Annotated in this window: 9 protein-coding genes; 8 read left to right on the forward strand and 1 reads right to left on the reverse strand. The window is 63.9% G+C overall.

Annotated features, from left to right (window positions below; genetic code table 11):
• Positions 1-49: 49 nt before the first annotated feature.
• From YH3_RS02935 to YH3_RS02970, 8 genes are all read left to right on the forward strand, one after another.
• Positions 50-1,060 carry an alpha/beta hydrolase family protein gene (locus YH3_RS02935; RefSeq protein ID WP_007731818.1) on the forward strand — a complete coding sequence of 337 codons (1,011 nt, stop codon included), beginning with the start codon at positions 50-52 and terminating at the stop codon, positions 1,058-1,060.
• A gap of 252 nt (positions 1,061-1,312) precedes the next feature.
• Positions 1,313-3,196, forward strand: a complete 1,884-nt coding sequence (locus YH3_RS02940) for an alpha/beta hydrolase-fold protein (protein ID WP_003943922.1) — start codon at positions 1,313-1,315, stop codon at positions 3,194-3,196.
• 106 nt (positions 3,197-3,302) lie between these two features.
• A complete protein-coding gene (locus tag YH3_RS02945) occupies positions 3,303-3,854 on the forward strand; it encodes a DUF732 domain-containing protein (RefSeq protein ID WP_003943980.1) in 552 nt (183 codons plus the stop codon).
• Between the two features lie 9 nt (positions 3,855-3,863).
• Positions 3,864-4,817 carry a cutinase family protein gene (locus YH3_RS02950; RefSeq protein WP_003943848.1) on the forward strand — a complete coding sequence of 318 codons (954 nt, stop codon included), beginning with the start codon at positions 3,864-3,866 and terminating at the stop codon, positions 4,815-4,817.
• A 205-nt stretch (positions 4,818-5,022) separates the two neighbouring features.
• Entirely contained in the window at positions 5,023-6,018 is a 996-nt protein-coding gene (locus YH3_RS02955) for an LLM class F420-dependent oxidoreductase (RefSeq protein ID WP_007731815.1), read from the forward strand.
• Positions 6,019-6,200: 182 nt separating this feature from the next.
• Positions 6,201-8,090 (forward strand): long-chain-fatty-acid--AMP ligase FadD32, encoded by a 1,890-nt coding sequence (gene fadD32, locus YH3_RS02960; protein WP_003943899.1) that lies wholly within the window; start codon positions 6,201-6,203, stop codon positions 8,088-8,090.
• Positions 8,091-8,127: 37 nt separating this feature from the next.
• A complete protein-coding gene (gene pks13, locus YH3_RS02965; protein WP_064442966.1) occupies positions 8,128-13,071 on the forward strand; it encodes a polyketide synthase Pks13 in 4,944 nt (1,647 codons plus the stop codon).
• On the forward strand, positions 13,068-14,609 hold the full coding sequence (locus tag YH3_RS02970; protein ID WP_003943957.1) for an acyl-CoA carboxylase subunit beta: 1,542 nt from the start codon (positions 13,068-13,070) through the stop codon (positions 14,607-14,609). The genes pks13 and YH3_RS02970 overlap by 4 nt, the downstream gene beginning before the upstream one ends.
• On the opposite strand, the gene YH3_RS02975 is transcribed toward YH3_RS02970, so the two are convergent.
• A complete protein-coding gene (locus tag YH3_RS02975; protein ID WP_007731813.1) occupies positions 14,606-15,517 on the reverse strand; it encodes a LysR family transcriptional regulator in 912 nt (303 codons plus the stop codon). The genes YH3_RS02970 and YH3_RS02975 overlap by 4 nt on opposite strands.
• Positions 15,518-15,530: the final 13 nt, after the last annotated feature.

The following is a 15,530-nucleotide window of genomic DNA, read 5'->3' on the forward strand; positions in this document are numbered from 1 at the left end:
AACCACTCCACCGAGTGGGTTCCGCAGACGAAGAGAGAGAGCAGTATCCATGCGTTTTGCCAGAAAGAGGCTGACCCAGCGCCTCAAGCACCGAGCGTTGGCCATCGGTGCCGCAGCACTTGTGCTCCCCCTTGCTGCAGGAGTTGCCGGTAGTGCTGTCGCCTCTGCTGCGCCTGCGCACACTGCTCCCAGCCACACCGCCCCCTCCGGCGGATACGACGAGCTGTGGGTGCCCTCCTCGATGGGCAACATCAAGGTCCAGGTCCAGTGGGCCGCTCGCGGCGGAAACGCTGCCCTTTACCTCCTCGACGGCCTGCGTGCGCGTAACGACGCCAACGCGTGGAGCTTCGAGACCAATGCGATGGACCAGTACCGCAACGACAACATCACCCTCGTGATGCCCGTCGGCGGCGAGTCCAGCTTCTACAGCGACTGGTATGCACCGTCGAACTTCAACGGCCAGCAGATCACGTACAAGTGGGAAACCTTCCTCACCGAAGAACTCCCCAACTTCCTCGCGAACTACGGCGTCTCGCCCACCAACAACGCGGTCCTCGGCCTCTCGATGGGTGGCAGCGCTGCTCTGACGCTGGCTGCTTACCACCGTGACCAGTTCAAGTTCGCCGGCTCGCTGTCGGGCTACCTGAACATCTCGGCTCCGGGTATGCGCGAGGCAATCCGCGTCGCAATGCTCGATGCCGGTCGCTTCAACGTCGACTCCATGTGGGGACCGCCGTGGAGCCCGTCCTGGCTGCGCAACGACCCGTTCGTCTTCGCACCGCGTCTGCAGGGCCTGTCGATGTACATCTCGTCGGCAAGCGGCCTGCCCGGTGAATACGACCACCCGCGCGCACCGATCGACTACTACAACACGGCTAACGGCATGGGCCTCGAGGCTCTCGCCCTGGTCAACACTCGTGCATTCCAGATCCGCATGAACTCGCTGGGTATCCCGGCCACCTACAGCTTCCCGTCCAACGGCACGCACTCGTGGCCGTACTGGTCGGCAGAGCTGTGGAAGGCTCGCGGCCAGATCCTCGACACCATGAACGCTTGGTGATCGTGCGCGATCCCGTGACCTAGTCACTTCACCAGTGCCGTTCCGGACTCCTCGAAGGAGAACCGGGACGGCACTTGTGTATTCAGGTGCTGCACAAGCGCCCGATGTCAGTAACAATTGCACCACCAGTAACAGCGCGGCTACCCCAAGCGGGGATCGTTTGCGTGTAGAAATAGTTTCAACGGGGGTCTGGCTGTTCAGGCGGCCACACGATCGACGCGCGGACCGAACGTAAGGAAAGAGAGTGAGCTCATGCGAGTAGGCCTTGCCACGGAGGACCGTCGCCGGTCCCGGGCAACCTTCCGGACAAAGGTCGTCGGCGCACTGGCAGCGATGCTGGTTCTGCCGATCGCCGCGGGCTTGACGACGGCCGGAACCGCGGCAGCCGCGCCGGCACCTGCTCAGGCCGCACCGGCCGCCACCCAGAACCCCACCGGAGCAGCGGTCACGAAGGTCGACTGGCTCAGCGAGCGTCGCGTCGCGCTGTGGGTGAACTCTCCCGCGATGGGCACCCCGATCCAGGTGCAGATCCTCTTGGCCCGCGATTGGAACGTCAATCCGTCGGCCAGCTTCCCCTCGGTCTGGATGCTCGACGGTCTTCGCGCGACCGACAACGAGAACGCCTGGACCTACGAGACCGACGCCGAGTCCTTCTACGCGGACAAGAACGTCAACGTCATCCTCCCGGTCGGCGGTCAGTCCAGCTTCTACTCCGACTGGCTCCAGCCCGACAACGGCAAGAACTACCAGTGGGAGACGTTCCTGACCAAGGAACTGCCCCCCATCCTCGAAAAGGACTGGCGGACCACGCAGACACGCGGTGTCGTCGGACTGTCGATGGGCGGCACGTCCGCCATGTTCCTCACGGCGCGCAACCCCGGCTTCTTCAAGTTCGCCGCTTCGCTCTCCGGCATCCTCACCACCACCTCGCTCGGCATGCCTCAGGCAATCCAGTTCGCGATGACCGACGCCGGTGGATACAACTCCGCCGCGATGTGGGGACCGCCGTCCAACCCGCAGTGGGCTGCACACGATCCGTACGCGCTCGCCGAGAAGCTCAAGGGCGTCAGCCTGTACGTCTCGAGTGGTAGCGGTACGACCGGCCCGTACGACCAGCCGTCGGGAATTCCCGGCGTGAGCACCAACTACGCAGGCATGGGCCTCGAGATCCTCGCTCGCCTGACCTCGCAGACCTTCGCGACCAAGCTCAACCAGCTCGGAATCCCCGCGCAGGTCAACTACCGCCCGTCCGGAACCCACTCGTGGCCGTACTGGCAGTTCGAGCTTCATCAGCTGTGGCCGCAGTTGGCCAACGCCATCGGCGTCGAGGTCGAGAAGCCGGCTTGCGGCACTTCGGGTGAGATCGGTGCGACGGCCGCAGCCAACGGCTGGATCGGTGACTGCATCACCCCCGAGTACAGCGTCGCGGGTGGCCTGGCACAGGACTTCCGCAACGGTCGCATCTACTTCACCAGTGGAACGGGCGCCCAGCCCGTCGCCGGTCGTATCGCCGGCGCGTACATGAACACCGGAGCAGCGGCCGGCCCGCTCGGCTTCCCGCGTACCCCCGAACTCGGTACCCCCGACGGACGCGGACGCTTCAACCACTTCCAGAACGGCTCCATCTACTGGACCCCGCAGACCGGCGCTCACCCCGTCAGCGGCGACATCCTCGCCGAGTGGTCCGCACAGGGTTGGGAAGGTGGCCCGCTCGGCTACCCGACTGCCGACGAGATCGCGACCCCCGGCAAGCCGGGCAAGGTCCAGGGATTCGAGATCGGCGCAATGTACAGCAGCGCCAACGGAACTCACGCGGTTCTCGGAATGATCATGGGCAAGTACGGCGAACTCGGCTGGGAAAACGGCTGGCTCGGATTCCCGAAGTCGAACGAGGTTCCGATCAAGGACAACGGACGCTTCACCGAGTTCGAGGGCGGCAACATCTACTGGAGCCCCGGCACCGGTGCATGGTCCGTCGAGAACGGTCCGCTGTTCGACGGTTGGAAGAGCGTCGGATACGAAGGTGGACGACTCGGATTCCCGATCAGTGACAAGTTCGACATTCCCGGTGGTGTCCAGCAGAACTTCCAGTTCGGCTACATCACGGTGATCGGTGACAAGACAGAAGTTCACTAACTCACAGTGGTGCACGACGGGCGGGCCCGATCACGGATCGGTGCCCGCCCGCGTGCGTTGCGTAACCTGTTGATGGACTTTCGACTGAAGGCAAGGACGGACATTGATGTCGCTTTTCTCGGGTAACCGAAACACTTGTGCACGCGCGATCGCGGTCGGCGCCCTGGCGCTCGCCACCGGTGGCGCGCTTGTCGCGTGCGGTAGTGACGACTCCACTGCAACCTCCAATCCGGTCACCACGACGTCCGCGGCGGCTTCGTCCTCGAGCGGTTCGGCATCTGCGTCCGCCTCTGCGACCACGACGGCGTCGGCTGCGCCCACCAGTCCGGGAGCCGCGGCCACCGCGCCGCCGGAGCAGCCGCAGAGCATCGAGGGCTTCCCGGGTCCCACAGTCGTCGAGGTCAGTCCCGAGGCACAGAAGTTCCTCGACGGACTGAAGGCGAAGGGCATCACCCCAGCCGGTGACGGAAGCATCGCCGTCAACACGGCCAATTACATCTGCGCTGCCGGTCCTCAGACCGACGACGAGGTCCTGACCTTCGTGACCGCCTTCGTCGGCCAGGAAGCGTCGGCGGAAGGCAAGCAGATCACTCCCGAGCAGGCAGGTGCGAACGCTCAGATCTACATCGACGTCGCCAACGCCACCTACTGCAAGTAGGCGCGGGTCATGGCGAGGTCTGGAAAGCGTCGTGGGTGCCTGATCCCGCTGCTGATCATTCTTGTGGTCGCAGCGGTCGTGATCGGCGGTTGGTACATCCTGGCCGGGCGGGTGCCTTCGCCGACTCCGATCCCGCCGAGCCCGGAGCCTCCGGTGTCTCAGCCGGCCAGTTGCCCCGATGTCCAGGTAGTAGCCATACCGGGTACGTGGGAGTCGAGCGCTACCGACGACCCGTACAACCCGACGGCCAATCCGGCGTCGTTGATGCTGAACGTGACCCGTCCTCTGCAGGAGAAGTTCGATACTTCACGGGCCGACGTCTACACCGTTCCGTATGTCGCACAGTTTTCGAATCCGGTGGCGATCCCGCCGGACGGACAGCAGTCCTACAACAACAGTCGGGCCGCGGGAACTGCTGCCACTAACGACTTTCTGATGAAGCGGCACGCCGAGTGCCCGCTCACGAGTTACGTCCTGACCGGATTTTCCCAGGGCGCGGTGATCGCGGGTGACGTCGCCGCGAGTATCGGCGACGGTACCGGCGCGGTGCCTGCCGATCTGGTTCTGGGCGTCGGCTTGATCGCCGACGGTCGGCGCGATCCGGCGTTCGGGAACACCGTTGGCCCGAGCGTTGCCGGTGTCGGCGCCGAGCTGTCGCTGAACGGGCTGAAGCTGCCCGGTCTCACGATGACCGGCCCGAGGCCCGGCGGGTTCGGTGACCTCAACGATCGGACCTATCAGATCTGCGCGCCGAGCGACGGTATCTGCGACGCGCCGGCAGCCGCTCTCAACCCGACCAACTGGCTGAGTTCGGCGCCGCGACTGCTCGAGTACTACAACAACCCTGTGCATGCGATGTACAACTCCTTCCAAGTCGATCCGAACGGCACGACGGCCACCCAATGGATGGCACAGTGGGCTGCGGAGAAGATCGACGCTGCACCGACGCCGCCCCACAGTTGAGTCACCGCCGCACTGTTGATTCGTCACAATCGGGCGTCTCGGGAGTTCGCTCGCGGGTAATCTGCTCGTTTGGTCCCGGTAGAGTGCTGCACGGTCCGGGGGCTTCCTCTACAGTGCTGTCACGTAAGTGACTGGCGAGTAGGTTCGATTTGTCCGAGTTTGTAGTTCGAGTACGACGTACGTGTCCATCACAGGAGATCGATATATGAGTTCCACCCACGGCAGCGATGCCCTACGCAAATTTCGGTTTGCGGCCGGTGGCGAGGGCAACGCCGAAGAGGGTGGTGCGCGACGCTTCGTCAAGCTCGCGCAGAAGGCCGAGGAACTCGGCTACGACTCGTTCATGATTCCGGATCACCTGGGTAATCAGGTCGGCCCGATCGCCGCTCTCGGAGCGCTCGCGGTGGCCACCGACAAGATTCGTCTCGGCACCGCCGTGTTGGCCAACGGCTTCCGTCATCCTGCTGTGCTCGCGAAGGACGCGGCGACTATCGACGTGCTGTCCGGTGGTCGACTCGAACTCGGTATCGGTGCGGGCTGGATGAAGGAAGAGTTCGACAAGGGCGGCATCGCCTACGAAAGTCCGGGCGTTCGCATCGAGAAGCTCGAGGAGTCTCTGCAGATTCTCGACGTTCTTCTGCGCGGGCAGGAATGCACTTTCGAAGGCAAGCACTATCAGGTGCGCGGCCTCAAGGGCAGCCCGCGACCGCGGCAGGGCCCGCGGCCACCGATCATCGTGGGCGGCGGAGGCCCGAAGATGCTTGCTCTCGCGGCGAAGTACGCGGACATCATCTCGGTCGCCACACCGACCAACCGTGACGGGCGGCTTCTGCTCTCCGGAATCACGATGGAAAAGACCATCGAACGTGTCGAGCGGATCCGCGAAGCTGCCGGCGAGCGTTTCGATGAGATCGAACTCAACTGGACCATCACCATGATCATGATCACCGACGATCGAGAGCAGGCTGCCGAAATGGCAATCGCCGCTCTGGACCAAGGTTTTCCGCCGAACATCGAAGTGGATCGTAAGCTGAGCGTGGAGGAGCTGTTGAACTCTCCATACCTGGCTGTGGGCACTTTCGAGGAAATCGCAGACCAGATTCGACTGGTCCGCGAGAAGACGTCGATGTCGTACGTCGGGGTCTTCCCGACGCAGATGGAAGCGTTCGCCCCGATCATCCCGTTACTGGCGGGCGAGTAGGCCGGAGAATACGGACGATGCGAATCTGTAACATATCGATGGTTTGGGATCGATGAAGTGATTCAGGTGAGTTGCGCACAAAGTGCGATTCGATTGATCGAAGATGGACCCGAGAGAGCGAAGGAAGTCTGGGGCGCAGGCATGAAAGACAGTGCTTGTGTGATCGCTTCGGAGGAGATGGAATGAACGCGCTGTTCGATGGCTTTCTCGACGAGAAGGGCCAGATCCGCCTGCAACCAGGCTTCACGCTGGTCGACTACGTCGAGCAACACTCGCGTGTCAACGCGGACGAGCTCGCGTATCGGTACATCGACTACTCACGCGAGCGTGACGGTGAAGCCCTGGAGCTGACCTGGGAGCAGTTCGGTGTGCGTCTGCGCGCTGTTGCAGCCCGTCTGCAGCAGGTCACCAAGCGTGGCGACCGTGTCGCGATTCTTGCTCCGCAGGGACTCGACTACGTCATTTCGTTCTTCGCGGCCATTCAGGCCGGTTCCATCGCGGTGCCGCTCTTCGATCCGGACGAGCCCGGTCACACCGACCGTCTTCACGCTGTTCTCGGTGACTGCAAGCCGACTGCGATTCTGACTGCCGCATCGTCGGCGGCCGGTGTTCGACAGTTGTTCCGCTCGCTTCCCGCTGCCGAGCGTCCGCGCATCATCGCCGTCGACGCGATTCCCGACACCGTCGGTGAAACGTGGGTTCGCCCCGACATCGAACTCGACGACATCGCGTACCTGCAGTACACCTCGGGTTCGACCCGAGTTCCCGCCGGCGTGGAGATCACCCATCGTGCTGTCGGAACGAACGCGCTCCAGATGGTCGACTCCATCGAACTCAACGAGGACTCACGCGGCGTCACGTGGCTGCCGCTGTTCCACGACATGGGCCTGCTGACGGTCATCCTGCCTGCTCTGGGCGGCAAGTACATCACCATCATGAGCCCGCGTGCTTTCGTGCAGCGGCCGTACCGGTGGATCAAGGAACTTGCTGCGGTTTCCGACGGCGCCGGCACCTTTGCTGCCGCTCCCAACTTCGCTTTCGAGCACGCTGCCGCGCGTGGCCTGCCGAAGGACGGCGAGACCCTGGACCTGAGCAACGTCATCGGTCTGATCAACGGCAGTGAGCCGGTCACGACGTCGTCGATGCGCAAGTTCAACGACGCTTTTGCTCAGTACGGTCTGCCCAAGACTGCGATCAAGCCGTCGTACGGCATGGCCGAGGCGACGCTCTTCGTCTCCTCGACCAAGCATTCCGACGAGGCCAAGGTCATCTACGTCGACCGCACGGAACTCAACAAGGGACGCATGGTCATCGTCGACCAGTACTCCGAGAACGCAATCGCGCAGGTCTCCTGTGGGTACGTCTCGCGCAGTCAGTGGGCGGCGATCGTCGATCCCGAGACGCTGACCGAGGTCCCCGACAATCACGTCGGCGAGATCTGGTTGCACGGCGAGAACATCGGTATCGGCTACTGGGGTCGCCCTGACGAGACGGCGGAGACCTTCCACAACAAGCTGGACAATCGGTTGAGCGAAGACAGCCACACCGAGGGCACGCCGGCGGATGCCAACTGGATGCGTACCGGCGACTTCGGCGTCTACGTCGACGGCGAGCTGTACATCACCGGGCGCGTCAAGGACCTCGTGATCGTCGACGGTCGCAATCATTACCCGCAGGACCTCGAGGCTTCGGCTCAGGAAGCCAGCCCGGCTCTGCGCCCCGGCTTCATCGCTGCGTTTGCCGTACCGGCCAACCAGCTGCCGTCCGTCGTGTTCTCCAACACGCACTCGGGTCTGAAGTTCGACGACGACGATTCCTCGGAGCAGTTGGTCATCGTGGCCGAGCGTGCTCCCGGCGCAGGCAAGGCCGATCCGCAGCCGATCGCGGACACTGTGCGTGCGGCGATTTCTTCCCGTCACGGCGTCACGGCCCGAGACATCCTGCTTGTCCCCGCGGGTTCGATTCCGCGTACGTCGAGCGGCAAGATCGCTCGCCGCGCGTGTAAGGCGAGCTATATCGAGGGAACGTTGCGAGGCGGCTATCAGCAGACCGCATTCCCCGATAGCGTTTGAGGAGCAGTCCCTTCATGATCGGTGGCTTGGTGAGTTGATGGTTGAACAAGATGGTGCGCAGAGCAAAGACGTTGTGAGCGAAATGAGTGTCGCGCAGCTGCGTGAGTGGCTTCGCAATTGGATCGCCAACGCGACCGGTCAGCCGGCGGGGTCGATCACGGACGATCGCCCGATGGAAGAGTTCGGGCTCGCCTCGCGGGACGCAGTTGCTCTGAGCGGAGACATCGAGGATCTGCTCGGCGTCACGCTGACCGCCACGGTTGCCTATCAACACCCCACCATCGCTTCGCTGGCTACTCGGATCATCGAAGGTGAGCCCGAGGCGCCGGAGGAGACCGTCGACGCCTCGTATTACGTCTCAGGCGGCACGACGGACGCTCACGACATCGCCATCGTCGGACTGTCCACACGATTCCCCGGTGCCGGGCACACGCCTTCGGACATGTGGGAAATGCTGGCGGCCGGACGCGACGGCATCAGCGACCTCCCCGAGGACCGCTGGGCCGAGTTCATGTCGGATCCCGCCATCAAGGCCGCGGTCGAGAACGCGAACACCAAAGGCGGGTACCTCGACGACGTCAAGGGTTTCGACGCCGAGTTCTTCGCGATGTCTCCGCTCGAGGTCGTCAACGTCGATCCGCAGCAGCGCCTCGCACTCGAACTCGCGTGGGAAGCACTCGAGCACGCTCGCATTCCGGCGAGTGGGCTCAAGGGCAAGCAGGTCGGTGTTTTCATCGGCAGTTCCGCCAACGACTACCAGTTGCTCGCGGTCAGTGATCCGACGACGGCGCATCCGTACGCGTTGACCGGAACGTCGACGGCGATCGTCGCGAACCGGGTCTCGTACTTCTTCGACTTCCGTGGACCGTCCATCGCTCTGGACACCGCGTGTTCGTCTTCGCTGGTTGCCGTTCACGAGGCTGTGCGCTCGCTGCGCAGCGGTGACTCCAACATCGCGCTGGCCGGTGGCGTCAACATGCTGCTGGCCCCTCCCGGAACCCTCGGTTTCGATCAGACCGGGATGCTCGCTCCCGACGGAAAACTGCGTGCCTTCTCCGCTCAGGCTCAGGGAATCGTTCGCAGTGAGGGCGGCGGACTCGTCGTGCTCAAGCGCCTCGAAGACGCCGAGCGTGACGGAGATTCCATCCTCGCGGTGATCGCCGGATCCGCGGTCAACCAGGACGGCCGTTCCAACGGTCTGCTCGCCCCCAATCCCGATGCCCAGGCCGACGTGTTGCGTTTCGCGTACCGCGACGCCGGAATCTTGCCGACCACCGTCGACTACATCGAGGCGCACGGAACGGGTACCGATCTCGGTGATCCCATCGAGGCCGACGCGCTCAGTCGTGTCGTCGGTCGTGGTCGTGACGAAGACAAGCCGGCACTGCTCGGTAGCGCGAAGACCAACTTCGGGCACCTGGAAGCAGCTGCAGGTGCCGCCGGCCTGATCAAGGTCGTTCTGGCGATGCAGGAAAACAAGATTCCCGCGACGATCAACTACCTGGGCCCGAACCCGCACATCGACTTCGAGAAGTCGCACCTGCAGGTGACGCCCGAGGCCACCGACTGGCCGCGTTACACCGGCAAGGCTGTCGCCGGTGTCTCCGGTTTCGGTTTCGGTGGAACCAACGCGCACGTCGTGGTCAAGGAATACGTGCCCGCCGACGCAGTAGTCGATGAACCGGTTGTGGATGCCCCGGTGGTCGACGAACCGGCAGCAGAGAACGAGAGCACCGTTGTGCTGGCCGTTTCCGGTGCGCTGCCGTCGCGTCGTCGCCGCGCAGCCGCTGACCTGGCCGACTGGCTCGAAACCGAAGAGGGAAGCAAGACGCCCCTCGCCGACGTCGCCCGCACACTCGCGCGTCGCAACCACGGACGCTCGCGCGCCGCTGTTCTGGCGAAGACGCGCTCCGAGGCCATCAGCTCGCTGCGTGCCGTCGCCGCGGGCAAGCCTGCTCAAGGAGTCTTCTCCGCCGACTCGCCGTCGCCCAAGGGCGCGGTGTGGGTGTTCTCGGGCTTCGGCTCGCAGCACCGCAAGATGGCCAAGCAGCTCTACACGGAGAACTCGGCCTTCAAGGCGGCCGTCGACGAGGTCGACGCGCTGATCCAGGACGAGGCCGGTTACTCGATGGTCGAGATGTTCCTCGACGATTCGATCGAGTACAACGTCGAGACAGCCCAGGTGGGAATCTTCACCATCCAGGTCGGTCTGGCCGCATTGCTGCGTCACCACGGCGCCGAGGCCGAAGCCGTGGTTCCGCACTCGATGGGTGAGGCCGCTGCCGCGTACGTTTCCGGCGGCCTGAACCTGGAAGACGCTGTCCGCGTGATCTGTTCACGTTCACGGCTGATGGGTGAGGCCGAGGGCGCACTTGTCGGCGACGACATCCGTCTGATGGCACTGCTCGAGTACAGCGCATCCGAGATCGAGGCGCTACTGCCCACGTACCCCAAGCTCGAGGTCTGCGTTTACGCAGCTCCGACGCACACGGTGATCGGTGGACCGCAGCCGGACATCGAGGCGATCGTCGCGGCCGCCGAGGCCGACGGCAAGATGGCGCGTGTCCTGCAGACCAAGGGTGCCAGCCACACCTCACAGGTCGATCCGTTGCTCGGCGAGCTTGCCGCGGAGTTGGCCGGTATCGAGCCGACCACGTTGAAGCTCGGCGTCTACTCGTCCGTCGACAAGGACACTTTCTACCGTCCCGGTCACGAGCCGATCCATCAAGAGGCGTACTGGGTCAAGGGTCTTCGCCACAGCGTGTACTTCACCAATGCGGTACGCGGTGCAGTTGCCCACGGCCACACCACTTTTGTCGAGCTTGCACCCAACCCGGTGACGTTGATGTCGGTGGCGGCTACCGCTTTCGATTCGGGCCTGCACGACATGGAGCTCATCCAGACGCTCAAGCGTAAGGAAGACGAGTCCGCGGGTGTTCTTGCCGCTCTCGCGCAGCTGTACGTGCACGGCCATGCCGTGAACCTCGAGTCTCTGCTTCCCGCAGGCGATTTCGCTTCGGTTCCGCGTACCGCATTCCTGCGTAAGCCGTATTGGCTCGACATTCGCGTCAGTGCCGGCGGTTCGGCTCGCGTACCCGGTTCGCACGTCGCTCTGCCCGACGGCCGCCACGTGTGGGAGGTCGACGCATCCGCCGTCACCGACCTGGCGGTGCTGGTGAGCGCCGCTGCCGGACAGGTGCTTTCGGATGTCTCTCTGACCGCTGCTGTTCCGCACGGTGAACTGGCCGGTGCTTCGACCCTGACCACGACACTCAACCCGCATCCGGGTGGGGCGTCGGTGCAGGTGCACGCTCGTGAGGGCGCTACGTTCCGTCTGCTCTTCGACGCCGTCGTCACGTCGGGTGAGCCGCTGCCCGAGCTGGTCGTCAGCGCGCCGGTCAAGACCAGTGCGCCGATGGAATCCTTGGCCGAGGTCGTCGAAGACGCCGGAGACAAGTGGGATCCGAACGGTTCGCAGAGCCTCGACGACCGCCTCAAGATCGTGGTTGCCGAGTCGATGGGGTACTCGCCGGAGGATCTGCCGGCCGAGGTTCCGCTCATCGAACTGGGTCTCGACTCGCTCATGGCGATGCGTATCAAGAACCGCGTCGAGTACGAGTTCGACATTCCGCAGCTCCAGCTCCAGGCAGTCAAGGACGCGAGCCTCAACGAGGTCAACAAGTACCTGCGCTACGCGATCGACAATCGCGAAGAGGTTCAGGCGATGGCCGACAAGCAGGCCGCGGAGAAGTTGGCGGCCGACGCTGCTGACGAGGACGTTGCTCCCGCCGAGGTGGCAGTGGAACTACCTACCACTGCTCCGGTTGCTGCTGCGCCTTCCGATCCTTCTCGAGCCGGAACTGCCGACGACGCAGGCTCGGACGTTCCGCCGCGAGATGCGGCCGAGCGCTTGACGTTTGCGACGTGGGCGGTTGTCACCGGGAAGTCGGCCAAGGGCATCTTCAACGATCTGCCGATCGTCGGTGACGAGGTCGCCGAGAAGCTTGCTGCTCGGCTTTCCGAGCGTGCCGGTGGCGAGATCACTCTCGACGACGTTCTCGACTCCACCACCATCGAAGAGCTTGCGGACGTCGTTCGCCAGTACCTCGAGGACGACGGCAAGATCGACGGACTCGTACGTACTCTGCGTGCCCGCCCCGAAGGTTCCACTGCCGTACCGGTATTCGTCTTCCATGCTGCCGGTGGTTCGACGGTGACGTACGAGCCTCTGCTCAAGCGCCTGCCCGCCGGCACGCCGATGTACGGATTCGAGCGGGTCGAGGGCTCGATCGAAACCCGCGCTGCTGCTTACGTTCCGCTGCTGCGTGAGATCCAGGGCGACGGGCCGTACGTGCTGTGTGGCTGGTCGTTCGGTGGCGTGATGTCGTATGCGGTCGCGAAGTTGCTGCGCGAGCAGGGCGCCGACGTGCGTGTGGTCGGGCTGCTCGACACCGTCATGGCCGGCGAGGTCGTGCCGGACACCGAGGCGGAACGACGCAAGCGTTGGGAGCGCTACGGCAAGTTCGCCAAGCGCACCTACAACCTGGATGTGCCGCTGCCGCTTGACGTTCTGGCTTCCACCGAAGCCGACGAGGATCAGATCCAGATCTTGATGGACATGATCAAGATGAGCGGCGCCAAGATTCCCGGCGGCATCATCGAGCATCAGCGGACGTCGTGGTTGGACAATCGCGCCATCCAGACGGCCGAGTTCAGCAGTTACGACGGCGACGTCGTGCTCTACATGGCTGACAAGTACCACGACGAGCTGATGACGCTCGAGCCTGCATTCAAGACCCGCAAGGCGGATGGTGGCTGGGGTGACTACGTGAAGAACCTCGAGGTCGTCTACATCGGCGGGGACCACCTGCAGATCGTCGACGAGCCGTACATCGCGAAGGTTGCGGCAGACCTCACCACCAAGCTGGCCCAGATCGAGACAGCTCAGACCAAAGCAGCGGAAACCGGAGTTCAGAAGTGACGACAACCACCGCGGAGAAGCTCGCTGAACTCCGCGAAAAGTTGGAGAAGGCAAAGGAACCCGGCTCGGCTCGGGCCATTGCCAAGCGCGATGCAGCAGGGCACAGCACGCCGCGCCAGCGCATCGACATGTTGCTCGACCCCGGTAGCTTCATCGAGATCGGTGCCCTGGTGAAGATGGCGGGCGAGGGCAACCCGTACAGCGACGGCGTCATGACCGGTCACGGAACCGTCGACGGGCGTCCGGTAGCCGTGTTCGCGCACGATCAGACGGTGTTCGGCGGTGCCGCCGGAGAGATGTTCGGCCGTAAGGTCGCAGCTGTCAACGATTTTGCGCTGAAGGTGGGCTGCCCGGTCGTCGGTATCAACGATTCCGGTGGAGCTCGCATCCAGGACGCCGTTTCCTCGTTGGCCTGGTACGCCAACATGGGTTCACGTCAGGAGCCGTTGTCCGGCCTGTGCCCGCAGATCTCGGTCATCCTCGGTAAATGCGCCGGCGGTGCCGTGTACGCCCCGATCAACACGGACGTCGTGGTCGCGACCGAAGAGTCGTACATGTTCGTCACCGGACCCGACGTCATCAAGTCGGTCACCGGCGAAGAGGTCAGCCTCGAGGACTTGGGTGGAGCCCGCAAGCAGGCGGAGTACGGAAACATCCATCACGTCGCTCCCGACGAGAAGGCTGCCTTCGACTGGGTGCGTGAGTACCTGAGCTTCATGCCGTCGTCGTGCCAGGAGAAGGCGCCGCTGATCAACCCGGGCCTCGAACCCGAGATCACCGAGTCGGATCTCGAACTCAATGCGTTCATGCCGGATGCCGACAACGCCGGCTACGACATGCACGACATCATTCTGCGGATCTTCGACGACGGCACTTTCCACGAAATCGGAGCCCAGGTCGCGCACAACGTGATCACCGGATTCTCCCGCGTCGACGGCCTGCCCGTCGGTGTCGTGGCCAACCAGCCCACGTACCTCAGCGGCGCCCTCGACGCGGACAGCTCCGACAAGGCCGCCCATTTCGTGCGTCTGTGCGACGCTTTCAACATCCCGCTCGTCTTCGTCGTCGACACACCGGGCTTCCTTCCCGGCGTCGATCAGGAAAAGGTCGGCGTCATCAAGCGCGGCGGGCGTTTCCTGTTCTCGTACATCGAAGCCACTGTGCCGAAGGTGACTGTGGTGGTTCGTAAGGCGTACGGCGGCGGTTATGCCGTCATGGGCTGCAAGCAGCTCGGTGCCGACATCAACCTCGCGTGGCCGACCGCTCGTATCGCCGTGATGGGCGCCGAGGGTGCCGTCAACATCATGGGGCGGCGTCAGCTCGCCGAGGCCGGTGAGAATGCACCCGCGGTGCGTGCTCAGCTGATCAACTTCTACAACGAGTTCGTCGCGACGCCGTACATCGCGGCCGAGCGCGGATACATCGACGCGGTGATCGAGCCTTCGCAGACGCGTCTCGAGATCCGCAAGGCTCTGAAGTTGCTCGCGGACAAGACGATCTTCAAGAACCCGCGCAAGCACAACTTGATGCCGCTCTAGTTCTTTTTGTCACCGAGGGCGTCGAACTGGCGGCGTAGCGCTTCTATCGCCGCCAGGACGGCCGGCCTTTCGCTGTCTGTCCGCCAGGCGAGGTAGATGTCTCGGCCGAGCGGCGGAACCGTGTCGAGCATTCGAACACCTTCCGGCGGTACAACTCTCGCCAGACGTGGAATCAATGCGACGGCGAGGCCCTGAGCGACGAATTCGACCTGGGTGGGAAACTCGGCGACCTCGTACTCGATTCGTGGGTCGAACCCCTGCGCGCGCAGGGTCCGGACGGTGAAGGTGTGAAAGTCCGTTCCCCGGGTCCACGTCGCCCAGGCATGCTCGGACAGCTCGCTGAGCGCGACGACCTTGTTCTCCGCCAGCGGATGTGACGCCGGGAGAGCGAGCAGCGCCACGTCGTCGTACACGGGCGTGAAGGAGAGTCCGTCGGGAAGTTCGACGGGCAGAGTGCTCCAACTGTCGACCACCACGACGTCGAGGTCGCGGCGAATCAGTGCTGGGAGCAGTTCTTCGGATTCGCCTTCGTTGAAGGTGATTTCGAGCTGCGGGTGCGCATGCCTGATTTCGGCGATGGCTCGCGGCAGCACCGTCCTGCTGGGGGAGACCAGGGCGCCGATACGTACGCGGCCCGTCACCTCGCTCTGCAGCGACGCGATTTCCGCCTCGGCCTGAGCGAGCGTCGAGAGAACCTCTGCGGTTCGGCGCGCGAGGATTCGGCCCGCTTCTGTGAGTCGCACACCGCGGCCCTGCGGTTCGAGGAGCGGAACACCGACCTCGCGCTCGAGTTTGTTCAACTGCTGCGAAATCCCGGACGGTGTGACATGCAAGGTGCGGGCGGCAGCCGCCACTGATCCGTTCTCGGCGACGGCGTGCAGGGCGCGGAGTCTTTCGAGATTCAACACAGTAGCAATGCTA

It is taken from the genome of Rhodococcus sp. YH3-3, assembly GCF_001653035.1.
Lineage (GTDB): Bacteria > Actinomycetota > Actinomycetes > Mycobacteriales > Mycobacteriaceae > Rhodococcus_F > Rhodococcus_F qingshengii.